The 20927-nt window shown below is 70.4% G+C and carries 22 protein-coding genes and 2 tRNA genes; 11 read left to right on the top strand and 13 right to left on the bottom strand.

Going from position 1 to position 20927, the window contains the following annotated elements; genetic code table 11:
• Positions 1-343 precede the first annotated feature (343 nt).
• The 3 genes from FHW73_RS12725 to FHW73_RS12735 all read right to left on the bottom strand — a co-directional run bounded on the left by FHW73_RS12725 (position 344) and on the right by FHW73_RS12735 (position 2976).
• Positions 344-880 (bottom strand): DUF1453 domain-containing protein, encoded by a 537-nt coding sequence (locus FHW73_RS12725; protein WP_183427127.1) that lies wholly within the window; start codon positions 878-880, stop codon positions 344-346.
• Between the two features lie 58 nt (positions 881-938).
• Complete coding sequence (locus tag FHW73_RS12730; RefSeq protein WP_183427128.1) at positions 939-1853, bottom strand: DMT family transporter; 915 nt, start codon at positions 1851-1853, stop codon at positions 939-941.
• Between the two features lie 73 nt (positions 1854-1926).
• Positions 1927-2976: an NAD(P)-dependent alcohol dehydrogenase gene (locus tag FHW73_RS12735; RefSeq protein WP_183427129.1), complete on the bottom strand. Its 1050-nt coding sequence runs from the start codon at positions 2974-2976 to the stop codon at positions 1927-1929.
• A gap of 135 nt (positions 2977-3111) precedes the next feature.
• Between FHW73_RS12735 and FHW73_RS12740 the strand changes: the two genes are divergently transcribed.
• Positions 3112-3594: a YajQ family cyclic di-GMP-binding protein gene (locus FHW73_RS12740; protein WP_183427130.1), complete on the top strand. Its 483-nt coding sequence runs from the start codon at positions 3112-3114 to the stop codon at positions 3592-3594.
• A gap of 10 nt (positions 3595-3604) precedes the next feature.
• Here the strand turns inward: FHW73_RS12740 and FHW73_RS12745 are convergent, their stop codons facing one another.
• Complete coding sequence (locus FHW73_RS12745; RefSeq protein WP_183427131.1) at positions 3605-4759, bottom strand: heparan-alpha-glucosaminide N-acetyltransferase domain-containing protein; 1155 nt, start codon at positions 4757-4759, stop codon at positions 3605-3607.
• A 97-nt stretch (positions 4760-4856) separates the two neighbouring features.
• Here FHW73_RS12745 and FHW73_RS12750 point away from each other — a divergent pair, with 97 nt between their 5' ends.
• Positions 4857-5420, top strand: a complete 564-nt coding sequence (locus FHW73_RS12750; protein ID WP_183427132.1) for a DUF1415 domain-containing protein — start codon at positions 4857-4859, stop codon at positions 5418-5420.
• Between the two features lie 3 nt (positions 5421-5423).
• Here FHW73_RS12750 and FHW73_RS12755 read toward each other — a convergent pair whose 3' ends face one another.
• Positions 5424-6569: a prephenate dehydrogenase gene (locus tag FHW73_RS12755; protein ID WP_183427133.1), complete on the bottom strand. Its 1146-nt coding sequence runs from the start codon at positions 6567-6569 to the stop codon at positions 5424-5426.
• 100 nt (positions 6570-6669) lie between these two features.
• On the opposite strand from FHW73_RS12755, the gene FHW73_RS12760 reads away from it, so the two are divergent.
• From FHW73_RS12760 to FHW73_RS12770, 3 genes are read left to right on the top strand one after another with little or no spacing between them, the layout of a single operon-like run.
• Complete coding sequence (locus FHW73_RS12760) at positions 6670-7734, top strand: cation diffusion facilitator family transporter (protein WP_183427134.1); 1065 nt, start codon at positions 6670-6672, stop codon at positions 7732-7734.
• Positions 7731-8072 carry a metalloregulator ArsR/SmtB family transcription factor gene (locus FHW73_RS12765; RefSeq protein WP_183427135.1) on the top strand — a complete coding sequence of 114 codons (342 nt, stop codon included), beginning with the start codon at positions 7731-7733 and terminating at the stop codon, positions 8070-8072. Before FHW73_RS12760 ends, FHW73_RS12765 begins: the two co-directional genes overlap by 4 nt.
• Positions 8059-8688 (top strand): DJ-1/PfpI family protein, encoded by a 630-nt coding sequence (locus tag FHW73_RS12770; protein WP_183427136.1) that lies wholly within the window; start codon positions 8059-8061, stop codon positions 8686-8688. The genes FHW73_RS12765 and FHW73_RS12770 overlap by 14 nt, the downstream gene beginning before the upstream one ends.
• A 31-nt stretch (positions 8689-8719) precedes the next feature.
• On the opposite strand, the gene FHW73_RS12775 is transcribed toward FHW73_RS12770, so the two are convergent.
• Positions 8720-9415: an HAD family phosphatase gene (locus FHW73_RS12775; protein WP_183427343.1), complete on the bottom strand. Its 696-nt coding sequence runs from the start codon at positions 9413-9415 to the stop codon at positions 8720-8722.
• Between the two features lie 134 nt (positions 9416-9549).
• On the opposite strand from FHW73_RS12775, the gene fabA reads away from it, so the two are divergent.
• A complete protein-coding gene (gene fabA, locus FHW73_RS12780) occupies positions 9550-10059 on the top strand; it encodes a 3-hydroxyacyl-[acyl-carrier-protein] dehydratase FabA (protein WP_183427137.1) in 510 nt (169 codons plus the stop codon).
• A complete protein-coding gene (gene fabB / locus FHW73_RS12785) occupies positions 10056-11288 on the top strand; it encodes a beta-ketoacyl-ACP synthase I (protein WP_183427138.1) in 1233 nt (410 codons plus the stop codon). The genes fabA and fabB overlap by 4 nt, the downstream gene beginning before the upstream one ends.
• 126 nt (positions 11289-11414) lie before the next feature.
• Here fabB and FHW73_RS12790 read toward each other — a convergent pair whose 3' ends face one another.
• Positions 11415-12113: a pseudouridine synthase gene (locus tag FHW73_RS12790; protein ID WP_183427139.1), complete on the bottom strand. Its 699-nt coding sequence runs from the start codon at positions 12111-12113 to the stop codon at positions 11415-11417.
• On the bottom strand, positions 12110-13156 hold the full coding sequence (locus FHW73_RS12795; protein WP_183427140.1) for a methyltransferase: 1047 nt from the start codon (positions 13154-13156) through the stop codon (positions 12110-12112). The genes FHW73_RS12790 and FHW73_RS12795 overlap by 4 nt, the downstream gene beginning before the upstream one ends.
• Positions 13157-13348: 192 nt before the next feature.
• Between FHW73_RS12795 and FHW73_RS12800 the strand changes: the two genes are divergently transcribed.
• On the top strand, positions 13349-13606 hold the full coding sequence (locus tag FHW73_RS12800; protein ID WP_183427344.1) for a hypothetical protein: 258 nt from the start codon (positions 13349-13351) through the stop codon (positions 13604-13606).
• A gap of 39 nt (positions 13607-13645) precedes the next feature.
• On the opposite strand, the gene FHW73_RS12805 is transcribed toward FHW73_RS12800, so the two are convergent.
• Positions 13646-16174, bottom strand: coding sequence for an FtsX-like permease family protein (locus tag FHW73_RS12805; protein WP_183427141.1), 2529 nt, complete (start codon positions 16172-16174; stop codon positions 13646-13648).
• Positions 16171-16899 carry an ABC transporter ATP-binding protein gene (locus FHW73_RS12810; protein ID WP_183427142.1) on the bottom strand — a complete coding sequence of 243 codons (729 nt, stop codon included), beginning with the start codon at positions 16897-16899 and terminating at the stop codon, positions 16171-16173. The genes FHW73_RS12805 and FHW73_RS12810 overlap by 4 nt, the downstream gene beginning before the upstream one ends.
• 76 nt (positions 16900-16975) lie before the next feature.
• Here FHW73_RS12810 and FHW73_RS12815 point away from each other — a divergent pair, with 76 nt between their 5' ends.
• Entirely contained in the window at positions 16976-17662 is a 687-nt protein-coding gene (locus FHW73_RS12815) for an arylesterase (protein ID WP_255492973.1), read from the top strand.
• Here FHW73_RS12815 and FHW73_RS12820 read toward each other — a convergent pair whose 3' ends face one another.
• From FHW73_RS12820 to FHW73_RS12830, 3 genes are all read right to left on the bottom strand, one after another.
• A complete protein-coding gene (locus tag FHW73_RS12820; protein WP_183427143.1) occupies positions 17663-18364 on the bottom strand; it encodes a M23 family metallopeptidase in 702 nt (233 codons plus the stop codon). It abuts the gene before it with no gap.
• A 3-nt stretch (positions 18365-18367) separates the two neighbouring features.
• Positions 18368-19360, bottom strand: coding sequence for a L,D-transpeptidase (locus tag FHW73_RS12825; RefSeq protein WP_255492974.1), 993 nt, complete (start codon positions 19358-19360; stop codon positions 18368-18370).
• 77 nt (positions 19361-19437) lie between these two features.
• Positions 19438-20094 (bottom strand): murein L,D-transpeptidase catalytic domain family protein, encoded by a 657-nt coding sequence (locus FHW73_RS12830; RefSeq protein ID WP_183427144.1) that lies wholly within the window; start codon positions 20092-20094, stop codon positions 19438-19440.
• A 690-nt stretch (positions 20095-20784) separates the two neighbouring features.
• Here FHW73_RS12830 and FHW73_RS12835 point away from each other — a divergent pair.
• Positions 20785-20852: transfer RNA gene (locus FHW73_RS12835), tRNA-OTHER, on the top strand.
• Positions 20853-20854: 2 nt separating this feature from the next.
• Positions 20855-20926 (top strand) — tRNA-Arg (locus FHW73_RS12840).
• Position 20927 lies beyond the last annotated feature (1 nt).

The following is a 20927-nucleotide window of genomic DNA, read 5'->3' on the forward strand; positions in this document are numbered from 1 at the left end:
CCGACCGTCAGTCCGCTGCTGCGGACGTAGCCAACCCGGCTTCGGATCGCCGCAAATACGCTGGAAGAAGTCGCGCGCCCTCTACCTCGTGGTCTAACCCGCTTTTGGGTCCGCTGTCGCATCCGTGTCCAGCGCCTGCCGGGTGCCGTGACCACCAAGCGGATATCGGGCCGCGACTGGGCACGGTACCCGGGAGGCGCCCACGCTGACCGTCAGGCGAAGTCGCTCCCCACGGCACTGGCCGGCGCGACGTGGCCTCCGACGCCGTACACCGCGATGAGACGCGCGGGCGGTGCGCGCAGCACCGCGCCGGCTTGCGCTAGACGGTCGAACGCCGCAAGCCTCAGAGCCAACGCCCCAGACGCCACTGCAGCAACACCGCGTAGGCGGCGTGGTAGCCGAGCACCAGCCCGGCGACGGCGAACAGCCCGGCCGGCTCGCCGAGCGGCCCCCACGCCGCCAGGAGCTCGACGTTGCCTTGCCAGCGTTCCCAGGCCTGCCAGATGCCCGCGATCACCCGCGCGACCACGACCAGCGTCAATGCCAGCACCAGCCAGCGGTTGGGCGTGTACCAGACCGCCCCGGGCCGGTGCTCGACCCGCGTCAGCGCCCAACCCAAGCCGCCGGTCGCCAGCCCGGCGAGGACGCCGAGCGCCGCATAGACGAACGCATGCGCGACGAACAATTGGGTCACCCCCATTGCGCCGAGAAACAGCAACGCCGAAGCCGGCAACAGCCAGGCATTGAGCCGGGTCAACCAGCGCGGCGGGCGCCGACGCGAGGTGCCGACGCGATAGCGGTTCCACAGCGCCAGCGGCCACAGCAGCAGCATCGCCGCGCACAGCGCCAGGACGAACACGATCAACAGGACGATGGGCATGGCGGCAGTGTGCGGCACGCCGCGTGGCTGCGGCGTCGGCGGCTCCGGCCCGCCGCCCTCAGGGTGGCGGCGTCGCGTCCGGGTGGCGCACCGGCGGGTCGGCGACCACCCGCTCGCGGCGGAACATGTACAAGCCGCTGGCGACGATGATCGCCGCGCCCAGCCAGGTCGGCGCGTCCGGCAGCACGCCCCAGAGCGTGAGATCGAGCACGATCACCCACAGCAGCGCGGTGTACTCCAGCGGCGCGACCTGACTGGCCTCACCCAGGCGGAAGGCATGGGTCATCGCGACCTGGCCCAGCGCGCCCGCGCTGCCGATCAACGCCAGCACGCCCAGGTGCTCGGTCTGCAGCGGCCGCCAGTCGCGCCAGGCCAGCAGGCCGGCGAAGACCGCCATCAGCACCAGGAACCAGAACACCAGCGACTCGGGGCTGTCGCGCTGGGCCAGGATGCGCACGGTGATCGAGGCGACCGAGTAGCACAGCGCACCGAGCACCACCGCCAGACCGGCCAGCGTGGCGACGCCCTCGCCAGTCGGACGCAGCACCACCAGCACGCCAACGATGCCCACCGCGATCGCCGTCCAGCGGCGCGGGCCCACCCGCTCGCCAAGCAGCGGCACCGCCAGCGCGGTGACCAGCAGCGGCGAAACGAACACGATCGCGTACGCCGTCGACAGCGGCATGCGCGCCAGTCCGTACACGAAGCCGGCGATCATGCCCACGCCGAGCACGCCGCGCAGCAGGTGCAGCGGCCAATGGATCCGCCACAACGTGCCGCCGCGGCCGCGCAGCACGATCCACGCCGCGATCAGCGGCAGCGTGGTCAGGCTGCGGAACGTGGCGACCTGGAACGCCGAATAGTCCTCGGCGATCCACTTCATGCCCGCGTCCATGCCCGCGAACGCGAGCACCGCCAGCAGCATCCACCACACGGCTGCGCGGGCATCGGTCGGCGGAGCGGCACGGGACATGGTCGCGAAGGATGAACAGGGGCGTCCATCCTCGCACGGAAGCACGCGCCGGGCATCCGGCGCGCACGGGTCTTCAGCGCCGCAACGTCTCGATATCGATGACGAAGCGGTAGCGCACATCGCCCTTGCGCATGCGCGCGTAGGCGGTCTCGATGTCGGCGATGCCGATGCGCTCGATGTCCGACACGATGCCGTGCTCGGCGCAGAACTCGAGCATCTCCTGAGTCTCGCGGATACCGCCGATCAGCGAACCGACCAGGCGCCGGCGCTGCATGATCAACGCGCCGGCCGCGACCGGCGCCGGCACCTCGGGAATGCCGAGCAGGATCATTGTGCCGTCGACGCGCAGCAGCGACAGGTACGCGTTGTAGTCGTGCTCGGCCGACACGCTGTCGACGATGAAGTCGAACGACTTGGCCAGCGTCTTGAACGTGCCCTTGTCGCGCGTGGCGGCGAACGCGTGCGCACCGAGCGCCAGCGCGTCGGCGCGCTTGGATTCCGAACTGCTCAGCACCGTCACCCGCGCGCCCATCGCGACCGCGAACTTGACTGCCATGTGACCCAGACCGCCCAGACCGACGACCGCGACCTCGTCGCCGGGCGCGACGCCGAAGTGCCGCAGCGGCGAATAAGTGGTGATGCCCGCGCACAGCAGCGGCGCGGCGGCATCGAGCGGCAGCGCGTCGGGAATGCGCAGCACATAGGCCGCATCGACCGTGATCCGGGTCGAGTAGCCACCGTAGGTCGGCCCGCTGCCATCACGCGCCATCGCGTTGTAGGTGGCGGTCATGCCCTCATCGCAGAACTGCTCCTCGCCTGCGCGACACTGCGGGCAGGTTCGGCACGAGTCGACGAAGCAACCGACGCCCACCGCGTCGCCGACCGAGAACGCGGTCACCGCGCTGCCGACCTGGGCGATGCGGCCGACGATCTCGTGGCCGGGCACCATCGGGAACATCGCCCCGCCCCACTCGTCACGCACCTGGTGCAGGTCGGAGTGGCAGACGCCGCAGTAGAGGATGTCGATCAGCACCTCGGACGGGCCGGGCGGGCGGCGCTGGATCGTGGTGGGCGCGAGCGGCGCGGTGGCGTCTGCGGCGGCGTAGGCAGGGGTCTCGAACATGACGGTGGTCTGCAACAGCGGGGGAGGCCGCCATTGTCGCGCGCGCGCGGCGAGCAGGACGCGGCGAGCGCGCGATGCAACGTTCCACGCCGGCTGCGTTACCCTGCGGGCCGTTTCCCTACAGCCAGGTGCCCCATGCCGTCTTTCGACGTCGTCTCCGAAGTCGACACCCATGAACTGACCAACGCGGTCGACCAGGCCAACCGCGAACTGACGACGCGTTTCGACTTCAAGGGCGTGGAGGCCTCGTTCGAGCGCGAGGACGCGGTGATCACCCAGTCGGCCCCGAGCGAATTCCAGCTCCAGCAGATGACCGAGATCCTGCGTCAGCGCCTGGCCGCGCGGAAGATCGATGTGCGCTGCCTGGAGTTCGGCGACATCGACACCAACCTCGCCGGCGCCCGGCAGAAGGTCACGGTCAAGCAGGGCATCGAACGCGACCTGGCCAAGAAGATCCAGACCACGCTCAAGACCGCCAAGCTCAAGGTCGACAGCCAGATCAACGGCGACAAGCTGCGCGTGACCGGCAAGAAGCGCGACGACCTGCAGGCGGCGATTGCATTGCTGCGCAGTACCGAGTTCGAACTGCCGCTGCAGTTCGACAACTTCCGCGACTGAGCGCCGCGTTCTAGAAGTAGCGCAGCCACGCCCAGTCCCGGCGCCGCGCCTTGAGCGCGGCGAACCCGCGCACGGCCGGATACAGCGCCAGCGCCAGCGCCGCTGCGACCGGCAGCAACCACGCCGGCGCACCGAAGCCGAAGACCGCGCCCTGGTTGTGACCCCACACGGCGACCGCCGCCAGGTACAGCAGCTTCAGCACGTACAGGTGCAGCAGGTAGAAGAACATCGGCGCCGCGCCGTAGGTCGCCACCGGCGCCAGCCGCCGGGCCAGCGTCGGCCGCTCGAACAGCCGCAGCAGCAACAGGCCCACACCCAGGGTCAGGCACAGGAACAGCAGCGACGGCGGGTACTTGGTGACATTGACCAGGCTCATCGCCGTGCGCAGCCCGTCCTCGCCGAGGCGCCAGGGCGCATCGCCATAGCCGTTGACCAGCCGCAGCACGGCGAACGCCGCCAGCGCCCCCACACCCCAGGCCAGCAGCCGCCGCTGGCGGCGCACGGCATCGAAGCCGGCCGCGAACCAGGGGCCAGCGGCATAGCCGAGTGCGATCACCCCGATCCACGGCAGCACCGGGTACGAGGTGCGCACCCGCAGGCCCTCGATCGGCTCGAGCCAGGCGCGCTGGTGCAGCACCGCCCATACCCCGGACCAGGCGCCGTCCACGCGCACGCCGTCGAGCAGGTTGTGCCCGGCCACCAGGGCCAGGCCGAGTGCGGCCAGCACCGGACGCGGCAGCCACAGCAACGCCGAGAGCGCGAGCATCGACAGGCCGATCGCCCAGATCACCTGCAGATACAGCGTCTGCGGCGGGAACTCGAACGTCCAGGCGAAGTTGACCAGCGTCACTTCCAGCAGCACCAGGAACAGGCCACGTTTGAACAGAAACGCCGCGGTCGCCGCACGTGGGTTCCCCTGGCGCTGGCCATAGAGCCAGGCCGACAGCCCGGTCAGGAACACGAACACCGGCGCGCACAGATGCGCGAGCAGGCGGAAGCCGAACAGCAACGGCGGCACCTGATCGATGTCCACCGGATCGGCCATCTGCACGTGCAGGAAGAATGTTTCGCGAACGTGGTCGAGCAACATCAACAGCATGACCAGGCCGCGCAGCAGATCGATCTGGACCAGGCGCGGACGAGGCGGTGAGACGGAAACGGGCATGGCAAATCGCAACGGCTGAACAGGTTATTTTATAACATACCAATTGCAGCATGCCTGCTGGTCTAGACTGCGCGCCCGTCCGTGCCGCCGATTGTCCGTGACCGCCCAGTTCCCCGACGCGCCCACCGCCGACGACCCGCTGACCGCCACCCGCCGCTGGGTCGAGCGCGCGGTGATCGGGCTGAACCTGTGCCCGTTCGCCAAGGCCGTGTACGTCAAGGATCAGGTGCGGCTGGTGCTGTGCGAGGCGACCACGCCCGAGGCCCTGCTCGAACGCCTGGCCGAGGAACTGCTCCACCTGCGTGACACGCCGGCGCAGACCACCGACACCACGCTGCTGGTCCATCCGCACGTGTTGCAGGACTTCCTCGATTACAACGACTTCCTGGACGCGGCCGATGCCCTGGTCGAATCGCTCGACCTCGACGGCGTGCTGCAGGTCGCCAGCTTCCACCCCGACTACCGCTTCGCCGACGCACCCGACGACGACATCGGCCACTGCACCAACCGTTCGCCCTACCCCACGTTGCATCTGCTGCGCGAGGACAGCGTCGAGCGCGCGGTGGCGATCTATCCCGACCCCGACGCGATCGTCGAACGCAACATCGCCACGCTCGAACGGCTCGGACCGGACGGCTGGGACGCCTTGCGCCGCCCCTGAGCATCAGCCGCGCTCGATCACCCGGCCGATGCCGCTGGCGTCGATCTCCCGGGCTGCGGCCGCGAGCGCGTCGCCATCGCAACCGGCCAGCAGCCCGATGCGGAAATGCAGGTCGCCGCCCGGCGTGCGCGAGGAATGGATCGACCCCAGGTTCACGCCGTGCCGCTCGAACACGTGCAACAGCGCGCGCAACGAGCCCGGCCGGTCCAGCGGCAGGTGCACGCTGACGAACCGGTCGCCGGCAAGATCGGCCAGCAGATAACCGACACGCTCGAAGGCGTAGTTCCCCTGTTCGAGCGCCGCAGCGCCCAGCGCCTGGCGCTGCGTCTCGAGCAACGCGCGGAACTGCGCGCGTGCGGCATCATCACCGCGCGCCACCAGGGCATGCAGTTGCGCCGTGCGTGCGGCCAGGTCGGCCAGCACGCCGACCACGTGCGGATTGTCGAACTGGATATCTTCGTAGATCGCCGGGTTCATCGACAGGATCCGCGCGATCATCGCCGCATCGAGCTCGAACGAGGCCGACCGGAACGGCAGCAGGTCCGCCAATCCGCCGCCGTCTGGCGCCTGGTCGAGCAGCACGCCGGCCTGGGCCAGATGCCCGGCGTGCACCAGCGCCTGCACCAAGGCCATGATCCGGTCGTGGCGCTCGGCCTCGGCATGCACCACCTGGCCCTCGAGCGCCGTGAGCAGGCGCGCGACCCAGGGCCGCCAGCGCGCCAGACGCGCCTCGCAGACCACGAGTACGCGGCCGCGCAGCGTCGGCGACTTGGGCGGCGCGGTCATCGGGTGCAGGCCAACGACCTCGGCCTGGGCGCGCAGCATCGCCGCGACCGGCGCCTGCTTGAGCGAGGTCACGTCGAGCCACAGCCGCCCACGCTCGCGCCCGGCCGAACGCGCGGTCCAATCGGCGACGACGGTCGCGGTCGTGCGGATCGGCGCGGCGAACACCAGCACGTCCGCCGCCGCGAGCAGCGCCTCGGGCGCATCGCTGGCCGGGTCCGCGGGGTCGTGGCCGAGCACCTGCAGTCCCATGCGCGCGGCGAAGAACCCGCGCAGCCAGCGGCCGTAGGCGCCGGCGCTGCCGACGATGCCCACGACCGGCGACTCGGGCAACGGCGCGTCAGGAGAAGGAGAGTCAACGGTCATGTCGCCATTCTCGCCGCTCGACGGCAGGCGTGCGCCGGCACTTCCTCAAAACATAAATACATGCTTATATGTAGACACTTTCACACCCCCCATTCTCCCGATGTCGCACGCCCACGACCACACCGCGCACAAGGCGCATGCCCATGCGCACGACCATGATCACGCGCATGCCCCGTCGGTCTCGGCCGCGAACGAACGCGCCGTCCTGACCGGCTTCGCGTTGACCGCCAGTTTCATGGTGGTCGAGATGGTCGGCGGGGTCCTGTCGGGCTCGCTGGCGCTGATCGCCGACGCCGGGCACATGCTCACCGACGCCGCGGCGCTGCTGCTCGCCTGGCTGGGCTTCCGCATCGGCCGCCGGGCCTCGGATGCCCGGCGCACCTTCGGCTACATGCGCATCGAGGTGCTGGCCGGGCTGATCAATGCGATCACGCTGTTCGCGCTGGTGGTGTGGATCGCCTGGGAGGCGGTGCAGCGCCTGCGGCATCCGGGCGAGGTGCTCGCCGGGCCGATGCTGGCGGTCGCGGTCGTCGGCCTGCTGGTCAACTGCCTGGTGTTCTGGATCCTGCATCGCGGCGACCAGTCGCACGTCAACATCAAGGGCGCGACGCTGCACGTGCTCGGCGACCTGCTCGGCTCGGTGGCCGCGATCGTGGCTGCGCTGGTGATCCACTTCACCGGCTGGATGCCGATCGACCCGATCCTCTCGGTGCTGGTCTGCCTGCTGATCCTGCGCAGTGCCTGGGCGCTGCTGCGCGGTGCCTTCGACATCCTGATGGAGGCGACCCCGCCGGACATCGACATCGAGGCGCTGCGCGCCCACCTGCGCGAGCAGGTGCCCGGCGTCGCCGGTGTCGACCACGTGCATGTGTGGTCGATCACCTCGGGCCGGGTGCTGGCGACCCTCGAGCTCGCCCTCGACGAGGACGCAGCGGCGTCCCGTGTGGTGCCGGCGGTCAAGCGCGCGCTGGCCGACCGGTTCTCGATCGGCCACACGACGGTCGAGGTCGTGCACGCACCGCACGATGCCTGCGCGCTGGAGTCCGGCCATCGGGCATCGCATGGCCACGCGCACACGCACGACCACGACCACGACCACGACCACGACGATGCTGATGCCACCGATCGCATCCCGGACGCAGCGAAGCCGGGAGGCCCGCATTGAGCACATCTGCGCCTGAAGTCGAGACCGCCCCCGATTCAGAGCATGTCGAGATCCTTGCCGGCACCTTCCGCCTGCTCGGCGATCCGACCCGGCTGCGCGTGTTGCTGACCTGTCTCGATGGCCCGGTGCCGGTCGGTGAGATCGCCCGTCGCACCGGTGCCTCGCAGCCGCTGGTCAGCCATCACTTGCGCCTGCTGCGCGGCGCGCGACTGGTGCGCGGCGAACGGCGCCAACGCCAGGTGTTCTACGCGACCGCCGATGCGCATATCCGCGACATGCTGGTGGACATGCTCGCGCACGCCGACGAGCCGCAGGACGATGACGATGTCCATCGCTGACCGCCCGTCGCAGACGCAGGCGGTTGCGATCCACCTCTATCCCGAGGTCGAGGTGCTCGACTTCGCCGGGCCGTTCGAGGTCTTCGCGACCGCGAGCCGGGTCGCCTCGCGCCTGCGCCCAACAGCCCCGCCGCCGTTCGCGGTGTTCACCGTCGCACGCGAGGCCGCACCGGTCCGCGCACGCGCAGGGCTGCGGGTGCTGCCCGATCACGGCTTCGCCGACTGCCCGCGGGTCGACGTGCTGCTGGTGCCCGGCGGCGTGGTCGATGCCGAACTCGCTGACGCGCGCACGATCGACTGGATCCGCGCGCGCGCCGACGAGGCCGGGATCGTCGCCTCGGTGTGCACCGGCGCGTTCCTGCTGGCCGAGGCCGGCCTGCTCTCGGGCCGCGCGGCGACGACGCATTGGGAAGACCTCGACGCCCTGCGCGCGCGCCACCGGGACATCGACGTGCGCGCGGACGTGCGCTGGATCGACGAGGGCGCTGTCGTCACGTCGGCCGGCATCGCCGCCGGTATCGACATGAGCCTGCACCTGGTCGCGCGGCTCGCCGGTCGCGACCTGGCAGTGCGCACGGCGCGGCAGATGGATGTGGTCTGGCACGAGAGACCGTGATGCCGCCACGTGCGCCCGCAGGCCGCGGCGGTTAGTCCGCGGCCTCGATCAGCGCGCGGACCTGGTCGAGCGAATCGACGATGTGATGACCGAGTGCCCGCACCGTGTCGTCGGGCAGCAGCAGGTCGGGCACCTGGATCGTGGTCATGCCGGCCGCGAGCGCGGCGCGCACGCCGGTCGGCGAATCCTCCAACGCCAGGCACCGCGCCGGCGACACGCCCAGCCGCTCGGCCGCGAGCAGGTAGACATCCGGCGCCGGCTTGGGATGGGCGACATCGCTGCTGGTGCACACCGCATCGAAGTACCGCAGCAGATCGGCGGCGGCGAGCTTGCGCTGCGCCAACGGCGCCCGCGTGGAGGTTGCGACCGCGCGCGGGATGCCGCGCTCGGCCAGCAGATCCAGCAACGCGACGATGCCCGGACGATGCGCGATCCCGGCTTCGGCCCGCGCCAGATACAAGGCCTGACTGCGACCAAACAGCGCAGCCGCAGCCGGTTCGCCGATGCGTTCGACCAGACGTGCGCGGCAGATGCTGTCGCTGTGGCCGATCATCGCGCGCCAGTAATCGGGCTCGATGTCCTGCGCCTGCTCGGCGGCCGCCAGACGCATGCAATCGAGGATTTCGCGCTCGCTTTCGAGCATCAGGCCGTCCATGTCGAACACCACCCCGGCAGGCGGCGACGGCAGGGCGAACCCCTGCGGAGATGGCAACACGGTGGCGGACATCGAGGGCGTGGACACGCGTTCGATTCTACCCCGCATCGACGCGAAGGCCCATTCAGCGTACCCGTGCGTACGGGCAATGCCGCACGCATTCCGCAATAATCGCCGTCCGCCTCACTTCCCCGGTCCACGCGTCGATGAAGGATTCTTTCAGCTACGAACAACTGATCGCCTCTGGCGAGGGCCGGCTGTTCGCGCCGGGCAGCGGCCGCCTGCCGCTGCCGCCGATGCTGATGTTCGACCGCATCACCCACATCGACGACGATGGCGGTGCACACGGGCTGGGCCAGATCCACGCCGAGCTCGACGTGCGCCCGGACCTGTGGTTCTTCCAGTGCCACTTCCAGGGCGATCCGGTGATGCCCGGCTGCCTGGGCCTGGATGCGATGTGGCAATTGGTCGGCTTCTACCTGACGTGGCAGCAACTGCCCGGCCGCGGCCGGGCGCTGGGTGTGGGCGAGGTCAAGTTCACCGGCGAAGTCGGCCCCGACGCCAAGCTGGTGCGCTACGAGATCGACATCAAGCGCGTGATCAAGCGGCGCTTGATCCTGGGCATCGGCGATGCGCGCATGCTCGTCGACGGACGCGAGATCTACACCGCCAGCGACCTGCGCGTGGGGCTGTTCATGCGCGACGAGGCCGCATGAGCCTGAATCCGACCGCACGCCGCGTCGTGATCACCGGCGCGGGCATCGTCTCGTGCATCGGCAACGATCTCGACACCGTCGCCGCCTCGCTGCGCGAGGGCCGCTCGGGCATCGCCTTCGACGCCGGCCATGCCGAACAAGGCCTGCGCAGCCAGGTCTCTGGCATGCCCGATGTCGACCTCGACGCGCTGATCGACCGCAAGCTGCGCCGCTTCATGGGCGATGCCGCCGGCTTCGCCTATCTGGCGCTGCGTGACGCGATCGCGCAATCGGGTCTGGCCGACGACGCGATCTCCGGCCCGCGCACCGGCCTGATCATGGGCTCGGGCGGCGGTTCGCCGGAAAACCTGATTGGTTCGGCCGACGTGCTGCGCGACAAGGGCGTGCGCCGGATTGGCCCGTATCAGGTCACACGCACGATGAACTCCACGGTCTCGGCGTGCCTGGCCACTGCATTCGGCATCAAGGGCCTCAACTACTCGATCTCCTCGGCCTGCGCGACCTCGGCGCACTGCATCGGCGTGGCCGCGCAGCAGATCCAGGCCGGCCTGCAGGACGTGGTCTTCGCCGGCGGCGGCGAGGAGGCGCACTGGGGCATGGCGATGCTGTTCGACGGCATGGGCGCGCTGTCGAGCCGCTACAACGACACGCCGACCCGCGCCTCGCGGCCGTACGACGCCGATCGCGACGGGTTCGTGATCGCCGGCGGCGGTGGCGCGCTGGTGCTCGAGAGCCTGGAGCACGCGCAGGCGCGCGGCGCGACGATCCTCGGCGAACTGGTCGGCTTCGGCGCCAGCTCCGACGGCGTCGACATGGTCGCGCCTTCCGGCGACGGCGCGATCGCCTGCATGCGCATGGCGATCGATAGCCTCGACGGCAGCATCGACTACATCAACACACACGGCACCTCGACGCCGGTCGGCGATGTCAGCGAACTGCGTGCGATGCGTACGGTGTTCGGCGAGGCGATGCCGCCGTTCTCGTCGACCAAGTCGCTGACCGGCCACTCGCTCGGCGCGACCAGCGTGCATGAAGCGATCTTCTGCCTGCTGATGCTCGAACGCGGCTTCATCGCCGGCTCGATCAATGTCGACACCCTCGACCCCGAAGCCGAAGGCCTGCCGCTGGTCCGCGAAAGCCGCCCCGCCCAGCTGCGCACCGTACTGTCGAACAGCTTCGGCTTCGGCGGTACCAACGCCAGCCTCGCCCTGCGCCGCTGGGACGCCTGACAGAAGCTGGGTCCAAAACCGGGGTCAGAGTCGAATTTCCCCGAAGCCACCAGGCGTGGGACATCACTGTTGGAAATTCGACGCTGACCCGGGTTCTGAGAAAATCGACTCTGACCCCGGTTGTGGTCAGCCGAAGAGAGTGGTCAGGTCGGCGGCGTCGAGGGGGCGCCACTGTCCTTCGGGCAGGTCGCCCAGCGACAGGCCGCCGATGCGGCTGCGGTGGAGCGCGACGACGTGATTGCCGACGGCCGCGAACATGCGTCGGACCTGGTGGTAGCGGCCTTCGACGATGGTCAGCCGTGCATGCGTGGGGGCGACGACCTCAAGCGTGGCGGGCAGCAGTGGCGTGGTCTCCGACTCGAGCATGAGCGTGCCGCTGGCGAACAGCGCGGTCTCGTCGCCGCGCAGCGGCTGCGCCAGCGTCGCTTCGTAGACCTTGGGCAGTGCGGCCTTCGGCGAGATGATCCGGTGCAGCAGCTGGCCATCGTCGGTGAACAGCAGCAGGCCACTGGTGTCGCGGTCCAGGCGCCCGACCGTCGACAGCGCCGGCGCGCGCAGCCGAAAGCGCGGCGGCAGCAGGTCGTAGACCAGCCGGCCGGTGTCCTTGGTCGAGCAGGTGTAGCCGGTCGGCTTGTGCAGCAGCAGCGTCAGGCCCTGCGGCGGGTCGAGCGGTTCGCCGTCGACGCGAATGTCCGCATGCGCCACGCGGTCGTCGGCATAGAGCACCTCGCCGCCGGCATCGGTGATGCGGCCTTCCCGGAACATCCACGCCACCTGCTTGCGGCTGCCGTAGCCGAGGTTGGCGAGCAGTTTGACCAGCTTCATCGCGCCTGCTCCGCGTGCACGATCTTGAAGCCGCCTTGCGCGGCGACCTCGCGCACCTGGCCGAAGCGTGCGGCGAGCACGTCCTCATAGGGCAGGTGCCGGTTGGCGACCAGCCACAGGCTGCCGCCCGGCGCCAGCGCGTCGGCGGCCGCGGCAATGAACGCCCGTCCCAACTCGGGCCGCTCCTCGCGCCCGTGGGCATGGAACGGCGGGTTGCTGACGATGAAGTCGTAGCGCCGCGGCAAGCCCGCGGTGACATCGCGCCATTGGAAGTCCAGCGCCACATCGTCGCGCAGCCCGGTCAGATTGCGTCGGGCCAGCGCCAGCGCGCGGCCCTCGGCCTCGATCACGTCGAGCGCGCGCACGCCCCGGCAGCGCTGCAGCACCTCGGCCGCCAGAAAACCGTAGCCTGCGCCGAGATCGGCACCGTGCCCGGCCAGCGTCGTGGGCAGGTGCGCGGTCAGCAGCGCCGATGCAGGATCGATCCGGTCCCAGGCGAACACGCCGGGCCGGCTGACGAACCGGCCGCCGAGGATCGGGCGCGGTGCGTCCAGCGCCGCCCAGCGCGCGCGCAATGCCTCGTCGCCGCGCGCATCGCGCTGCGCCCAGAACACCCGGCACTTGTGCTTGGACAGCGCGCCGATGTTGCCGGCGAGCGCGGCCAGGTCGGCCTGCGCGGACTTCGCCCCTTCGTCATTGGCGACGCTGGCCACGACCCAGCCGCCGGGTGCGACCGCCGCCAGCGCGCGTGCCAGCAACGCCCGCGCCTCGTCGCGCTGGCGCGGTGGCAGCGCCAGCACCAGCGGCCGCTCCGGCAGCGCCGGGCCCTCGCCATCATCGGTCTGCGGCAGCGTCTCCAGGCCCGCGCGCTGCAGCGCCGTGTGCAAGGGCGCCAGGCTCTGCTCGCACAGCAGGCCGGGCCACCGGCCACCGGTCGTCGCCACGCCCGGCCGCGCCCGCAGGAACAGTGCACCGGCCTGCGGCCACGGCAGCAGCCGCTGCTCGAACGGGAGGAACAGCGCATCGAGCGCAGGGTCGGCCATCGCGAAGGGTCCAGGGAAACAGCCGGCGATTCTACCGGGACCGCTCCACCGGGACCGCCGCCCGAGGCCTGCCGGGTGTCTGCAAGCCCGATGCGCAGCCCATCGCGATTCCAACGCGATGTTGATGCATCGCGAACATCCACGCCGGCACGATGACCGGGCCTTCCCCACCCAAAGGAGACCGTGATGCCCATCCGTGCACTGTTCGTCGGCGGCGTCATCGACAACAACGAGCTCGACCTCGACGGCACGGAACCGCCGAAGCACTACCCGCCGGAGACCGGCAGCGGTCAGTCGCGCTACCGCCTGCATCTGGTCGGCCGCAGGGCGGACGGGGTCGCCTACGCCGTCTACGGCGCGCCCGAGCTGCCCGGCGAGGAGGTGCTGCGGGTCAGCACGGAACGCGAATACGCCCGCCGCTTCGACGCGGCCGAGGATGTGATCGAATGACCCTCGGGCCGGGCAGCGCGCACGCGTTGCCCGGCCGTCTCAGTCCTGCAGTTCGCGCAGCGTCACCGAAGGCGGCGCGTCGAGCACGCGGCGGGTCGCCCACAGGCCGGCGATCAGCGTCATGCCGACGCCGATGCCGCCGCCGGCCGCGGCCAGCGCCCAGTTCGGCCGCCACGGCAGGTCGAACACCTGCACCGCGACCACGCCGGCAAGCACCGACGCGGCCAGGGCGGCGACCACGCCCGACAGCAGGCCGATCGCCGCGAACTCCGAGGCCTGTGCCAGGCGCAACTGCGCGCGCCGACCGCCGAGCACGCGCATCACCCCGCCTTCGAGCAGGCGTTCGTCCTGACTGGCACTCACAGCCGCCAGCAGCACCAGCACGCCGGCGGCGAGCGAGAACCAGAACACCACCTGCACCACGGTCGAGACCTGATCGGCGGTGCTGCGCACCTGGGTCAGCACTGCGTCGATGTCGACGACCGACAGGTTCGGGAAGCGCTGCACCAGATCGGCGGTGAAGCGCGGCCGCTCCGGCGGCACGCGTACCGCGGTGATATGGCTGGCCGGGTAGCCGTCGAGCGCGCCGGGCGAGGCGACGACGAAGAAGTTCGGCCGGAAACTCTCCCACTCGATGCTGCGCAGACTGGTGATCGGCGCCTCGAAGCGCTGGCCGGCGATATCGAACGCGATGCGGTCGCCGATCTGCCAGCCCAAGTCCTTGGCGAAGCCCTCCTCGACCGACAGTTCCGGCGTCGCCGGCACCGTGTCGCCCCAGTACGTACCCGCGGTGATCTGGTTGTCATCACGCAGCGCACCCTGCATCGACAGGTTGAACTCGCGCTCGGCCCGGCGCTGGGCCTGGCGGTCCTGCGCCTCGTCACCGCTGCGCCCCAGGTAATCGTCGCCGCGCACCGGCTCGCCATTGCGCGCCAGCAGGCGCGCACGCACCATCGGGAACAGCACCGGCGGCTCGACCGCCTGCTCGGCAATGAAACCGCGCACGGCGTCGAGCTGGTCGGGCTGCACATTGATGATGAAGCGGTTCGGCGCATCCTGGCCGATCGACAGTTGCCAGCGATCGAGCAGGTCGGTGCGCACGAAGGTCAGCAGCAACAGCGCCATCAGGCCCAGGCCGAGTGCGCTGATCTGCGCGACGCTGGTGCCCGCGCGCCTGCTCACATTGGCCAGGCCATAGCGCAGGCTGCCGCGCAGCCTTGAACGCAGCGCGCGCACCAGCGCGATCAGCCCCCAGGCGAGCAGCGCCAGCACGGCGAACGTGGCCGCGATGCCGGCCAGCATCGCGCCACCGAGCGCCGCCGAACCAGCCTTCCACCACAGCAGCGCTGCCAGACCGGCAAAGCCGGCCAGCCCGACCAGCCAGGCGCTGGGCTCGAAGCCGCCGAGGTCGCGGCGCAGCACACGCAGCGCCGGCACCCGACGCAGCGCCAGCACCGGCGGCGCGCCGAAGGCCAGCAGCACGACCAGACCGACGCCGTAGCCCTGCAGCGCGGGCAGCACGCCGGCGGCCGGGATCGACAGCCCGAGCAGCGATTCGAGCCAGCGGCCGACGCCCCATTGCAGACCGAACGCAATCGCAACGCCCAAGGTGCAGGCGACCAGCCCGAGCAGCAGCAACTCGCCGACGTGGATGCCGACCAGCGTGCGCTGCTGCGCGCCCATGCAGCGCATCACCGCCACCGCCGACAGATGCCGGGCCGAATGCTGGCGCGCGGCCATTGCCACCGCGACCGCCGCCAGGATCACCGAGACCAGCGCCGCCAGCCCGAGGAAGCGGCCGGCGCGATCGAGCGAAGAGCGCACTTCGGGACGCGCGTCGCCGATCGTCTCCACACGCTGGCCGCGGCCCAGTTGCGCACGCGCCAGGCGAGTGAAGCCGTCGACGGCGTTGGCGTCGCCGGCGACGACCAGCCGATACCCGATGCGACTGCCCGGCTGGATCAGCCCGGTCCCCGCGAGGTCGGACAGGTGCAGGAACACCTTCGGCGCGACATTGAAATAGTCGATCGACGCATCGGGCTCCTGCAGCACCAGCGCGGCGAGACGGAAGCTGCGCTCGCCCAGGTGCACGGTGTCGCCGACCGCCGCACCGAGCGTGTCCGCGCCGGCCCGGCTCATCCACACGGTCCCCGGCGCGGGCACCGTCTGCGCGTCGCGCTCGACGCCATCGCCGCGGTCGATCCGGAAGCTGCCGCGCAGCGGGAAGCCGTCGCCGAGCGCGCGGACATCGCCCAGGCGCAGATTGGCCGCATCGCCCTCGCCGACCCGAATCATGCTGTCGAGCTCGACGGTCTCGACCGCGCGCAGGCCCGGCGCATCGGCGGCTGCGCGGAGCGCGCCGTCGATCGGCGCATCGCCGCGCACCACTGCGTCGCCGCCGAGCAAGCGGTTGGCCTCGATCGCGAGTGCACGCTCGGCGCGGTCGGTGACGAAGCCCACCGCGGTCACCGCGACCACCGCAAGCACCAGGGCGGCGAACAGAATGCGGATGTCGCCGGCCTTGAAGTCGCGGCGCAACTGCCGCCAGGCGAGGCCTGCGATCCTCATGCGGCCAGCGCCTCGTCGCCGACGAGCCGGCCGCTGTCGATGCGCAGGCGCCGCGCGCAGCGCGCGGCCAGACGGTCGTCATGGGTGACCAGCACCAGCGTGGTGCCGGCATCGGCATTGAGCGCGAACAGCAGGTCGACGATCGCCTGGCCGGTCGCGGTGTCCAGGTTGCCGGTCGGCTCGTCGGCGAACAGCAGCGATGGCCGGGTCACGAACGCGCGCGCCAGCGCCACGCGCTGCTGCTCGCCGCCCGAGAGCTGGCGCGGATAGTGGCCCAGGCGCTCGCCAAGACCGACACGTTGCAGCACCTCGCGCGCCGGCGCCTCGACATCGCGGTCGCCGCGCAGTTCCAACGGCAGCATCACGTTCTCCAGCGCGGTCAGCGACGGCAGCAACTGGAAGCTCTGGAACACGAAGCCGACCTTCTCGCCGCGCACCCGCGCCCGGCCGTCCTCGTCGAGGGTGGAGATCGGCGCGCCATCAAGCAGCACGCGGCCCGCGCTCGGTGTGTCGAGCCCGGCCAGCAGCGACAGCAGCGTGCTCTTGCCCGAGCCCGAAGCGCCGACGATCGCCACCGTGTCGCCATGCCCGATGCGGAAGCCGACGTCCTGCAGGATCGTCAGGTCCCCGGACGGCAGCGCCACACGCTTGCCCAGCCCATCGACGTCGAGCGCACAATGCGCCGCACGCGCGGCTTCATCTTGCAGGGGGGAACCGTCGTGCATAGATATCCTTCACTGTTCACGCCAGCCGGGCGCGCCATCGCGATGCGGCACCGCCGACCAACCGGAGACATGGGAGATGACACTGGGAACTGCGGCCACGCGCCGCCCGATGCAAGCGCGCGTGGCGCGCTGGATGCTGGCGTGTCTGCTGGCCCTGCCCGTTCTAGCACAGGCCCAGGCCGGTACGGCGCGCCCTGCCACCGATCCACAGGCCAAGACGCTGCTGGTCATGGGTGATTCACTGTCGGCGGGCTACGGCATGTCCGCCGCGCAAGGCTGGGTCGGCCTGCTCGCACAACGGCTGCAGCACGAGGCGCCGGACTGGCGGGTGGTCAATGCGAGCATCTCCGGCGAGACCACCGCCGGCGGCGCGTCCCGGATCGTGCAGGCGGTCGTGCGCGAGCGCCCGCAGGTGGTGGTCATCGCGCTGGGCGCCAATGACGGCCTGCGCGGGCTTCCGCTGGCCGAGGCCCGGCGCAATCTGGCCCGGATGATCGGCGCCTCGCAGCACGTCGGCGCGCGCGTGCTGCTGGTGGGCATGCGCATGCCGCCCAATCTCGGCCCGGACTACACGCGCGGCTTCGAGGCCAACTACCGGCTGCTGGCCAACACGTTCGATGTCGCATTGCTGCCGTTCCTGCTCGAACCGGTCGCCAACGACCGCGCCAACTTCCAGGACGACAACCTGCATCCCACCGCCGAGGCGCAGGCGAAGATTCTCGATCACGTCTGGCCGGCGCTGCGACCGCTACTCGCGCCCTAGTCAGGGCCGTTCGAGCGACGGATACGGATTGACCGGCGTGCCGGTCCACCACTGGCGTTCGGGCGTCAACCGGAACACCGCAAAATGCAGATGCGGGGCGGCGGGATCGGCGTTGCCGGTACTGCCGACGCTGCCGATGACATCGCCGCGCCGTACCTGCACGCCCTCGGCGATGCCGGGCGCATAGGCCTGCAGATGCGCGTAGTAGTACGACCAGGTGCTGGTGGGCTCGAACTGGTAGATCGTCAGGCCGCCGCGGTCGCTGGTGAACAGCTTCTCGATGGTGCCGTCGGCCGCCGCCAGCACCGGCGTGCCGGCGGGCGCCATGATGTCGAGCGCCTCATGCCGGCGCTCACTGCCGCGCGCATCGTCGAACGTGTCGCGAACATCGGCAAACGCGATGCCCTGCACTGGTAGCAATAGCTGAGGGGGCGTGTCCGCGTCCCCGCCCGCGGCGGGCGCAGGCGTCGCTTCGGGCGCCGCCACGGGCGCGACGTTCGGCACGGGCGCAGCAGGCGCCGATGCAGCGCTCGCTGCGAAGGTGTCGGCCGGCCTCGGATCTGACGCCGGCGGCGACGGCGCGGCCTCGACGGCCACGGGCGACGCGGCATCGCGCGCGGCGCCGCCGCGCCACAGGAATACCGCCGCGTTCGCCAGCGCAAGCACCGCCGCGAGCGCGATCCACAGGCCGGCTCGGGTCATGGCCTATTCCTCCAGCAACACGACGGCGCCGGGCCCGACGACACCGGCGACCTGACGCGCGCTCCAGTTGGTCATCCGGATGCAGCCGTGCGACTGGGTCTTGCCGATGTTCGCCGGCTCCGGCGTGCCGTGAATGCCGTAATGCGGCTTGGACAGATCGATCCAGACCGTGCCGACCGGGTTGTTGGGGCCCGGCGCCAACGTGGCCTTGGCGTGGCCCGGGTCGGCATCCCAGAACAGGTCCGGGTTGTAGTGGAACGTGGGGTCCTCGGCCACGCCCTCGACCTTCCACTCGCCGATCGGCAGCGGATCGTGCTCGCTGCCTGTGGACGCCGGGAACTGCGCGTAGACCTTGCCCGCGCCATCGACCAGCCGCACCACCGAATCGGACTTGCTGACCACCACCCGCTCGGGCTTCGCCAATGCCGGGGCATCGGCCGTGTTCGGAACCACGATCCGTGCACCAGCTTCGAAGCGGGCCCCGGGGTTGAGCCGGCGCAGCAGCGCCGGCGCGGCATGGAAACGCTCGCCCAGCGCTTCGGCCAGGCTCTCGAAGCCCAGCGCCTGGCGCTTGGCCTTCTCCATCATGTCCTCGGGCAGTGCCACGAAAGGACCGGCGACCTCGGCGGCGGTCAGCGTGTGCGTCGTCAATGCCGGCACGGCATCGGCGGTGAGCGCCTGCCAGGTGCGCGCATCCAGCGTGCCGCTCGCCTCCAGGCCGTGGAAGCGCTGGAAGGCGGCGATCGCGCGCGTGGTGTTGGTGCCGCCTTCCGCATCGATCTCACCCGGCGAAAAATGCGCGCGGTCGAGCAGCACCTGCGCGCGCAGCATCGCCGCATCGCCGCCGTCGACCGTCGCCGCATTGACCGACTCGGGCGTCAGCGCAGTCCCGGCATCCGCCTGCGCTCGGTCCTGGGCGATCGCCGGCGCGCAACTCAGCAGCAGCCCCAGGCAGGCGGTCATCCAGCGGACGGGACGGGATCGGGATGGCGTCATCGGGGCGCTCCTGCAACGGGGATGCCGGCATGGTTCCGCGTCCGCTGCGCCGGCCATGTGAAGCCTCCGCCGCGCGTTCAGCGGGCCGGACAGTGCAGCAAGGCCGAGCCCTGTCGCCAGCCGGGATCGTCGGCATAGGCGAACAGCAGTTGGCCGTCCTTGAGGGCATCGATCACCGCGCGCGCCACCGCGGTGCGCACCGCCGGACACCCCCAACTGCGCCCCAGCCGTCCCTGCCGCCGAGCCTGGTCGGGATCGACGTAGTCGGCCCCGTGCATGACGATCAGCCGCTCGCGGGCGCGGCCATTGATGCCCGGCTCCAATCCATCCAGGCGCAGCGAGTAACCGTTCTGGCCGGTGTAGGTCTCGGCGGTCGCGAACAGCCCCAGGCTGGACTGGTAGCTGCCCTCGACATCGGAGAAGACCGTCGGCAGGTTGCCGCCGCTGCCGCGTCCGTGGGCGACATGCTCGGCATGCAGCAGCCGCGCCTGCGCCAGATCGAGCACCCAAAGACGGACCTCGGTCGAAGGCCGCGAGTAGTCGATCACCGCCAGCCGGTGGCCGACATCGCGCGTCCGCGCGGCGCAATCCCGTGCCTGCAGTGCGAGCGTGAGCACCTCGCGATCCAGCCCTGGCGCCACCGACGCCAGCCTGTCGACGCGATCCTCGCTATGGACGAGGTCGGCAGTCAGCAGTCCGATCGTGCAGCATAGCCATGGGAGCCATTTGCGCATGCGCCGATCGTATGCGTTCCAGGTGCCGCATGGCGTGATCGTGGCATGCACCTCTGCCGCGGGGATAATCAACCGTTCTTCAGCCCGAAATGAATTCGGCCGATTCACTTGAACGGATGATTAAGTCCGTGTAATGTGCGCGCCCATCCGGTCACCTTACGTTTCCACAACAAGCGCGACGCCATGAACACCACCTTCTTTCCCGCCGACATGCCCTGCCTGCCGCGCGCTCAGCGCGAAGCGGCGCCATGCGCGCAGCGGGCGGCGCACCGCGCGCGCGGCCACATTCTCGACTGACCTCCTCGGATTCCAAGGAGGTCGGCACCCCGATCTCCGAGGCACGCGAACGCCCTCGGATGCCACATCCGGGGGCGTTTTGTTTGTGCGTTCGAATACGCGTGTGCAACAGATCAGCAGGTTCCGCATTCGACCCCCGAGGCATCCGGGAAAACCGGTCCCGATTAACGGGGGATTATGTCGTGAGGCGTTCGCCATTTGATGGCAGGAACGCTGTGCCCTGATGCCGGGCACGGACGACGGGCGGTTGCGGCCTGCAGAACGGATCGGCGCCGGAAGGTGCCGATCGGACCATCGACGGACACAAGCTTGCGGTACGGGTTGCGATCCCGTCCGGTGCGCGCGGCACTGCCGTGGCGCATGCCGGCGCGTGCGAGACGATGGTGCGACGAGCGGGCGATAGCTCAGGGGCAGAGCAGCGGAACCACCGTTGGTCACCGGTTCGAATCCGGTTCGTCCACCTTTGGATAGCTCAGTTGGGTAGAGCATCGGACTTCTCATCCGAGTGTCGCGGGTTCGACTCCCGCTCCAAGCAT

The organism is Luteimonas sp. RC10 (assembly GCF_014192745.1).
Classification (GTDB): Bacteria; Pseudomonadota; Gammaproteobacteria; order Xanthomonadales; family Xanthomonadaceae; genus Luteimonas.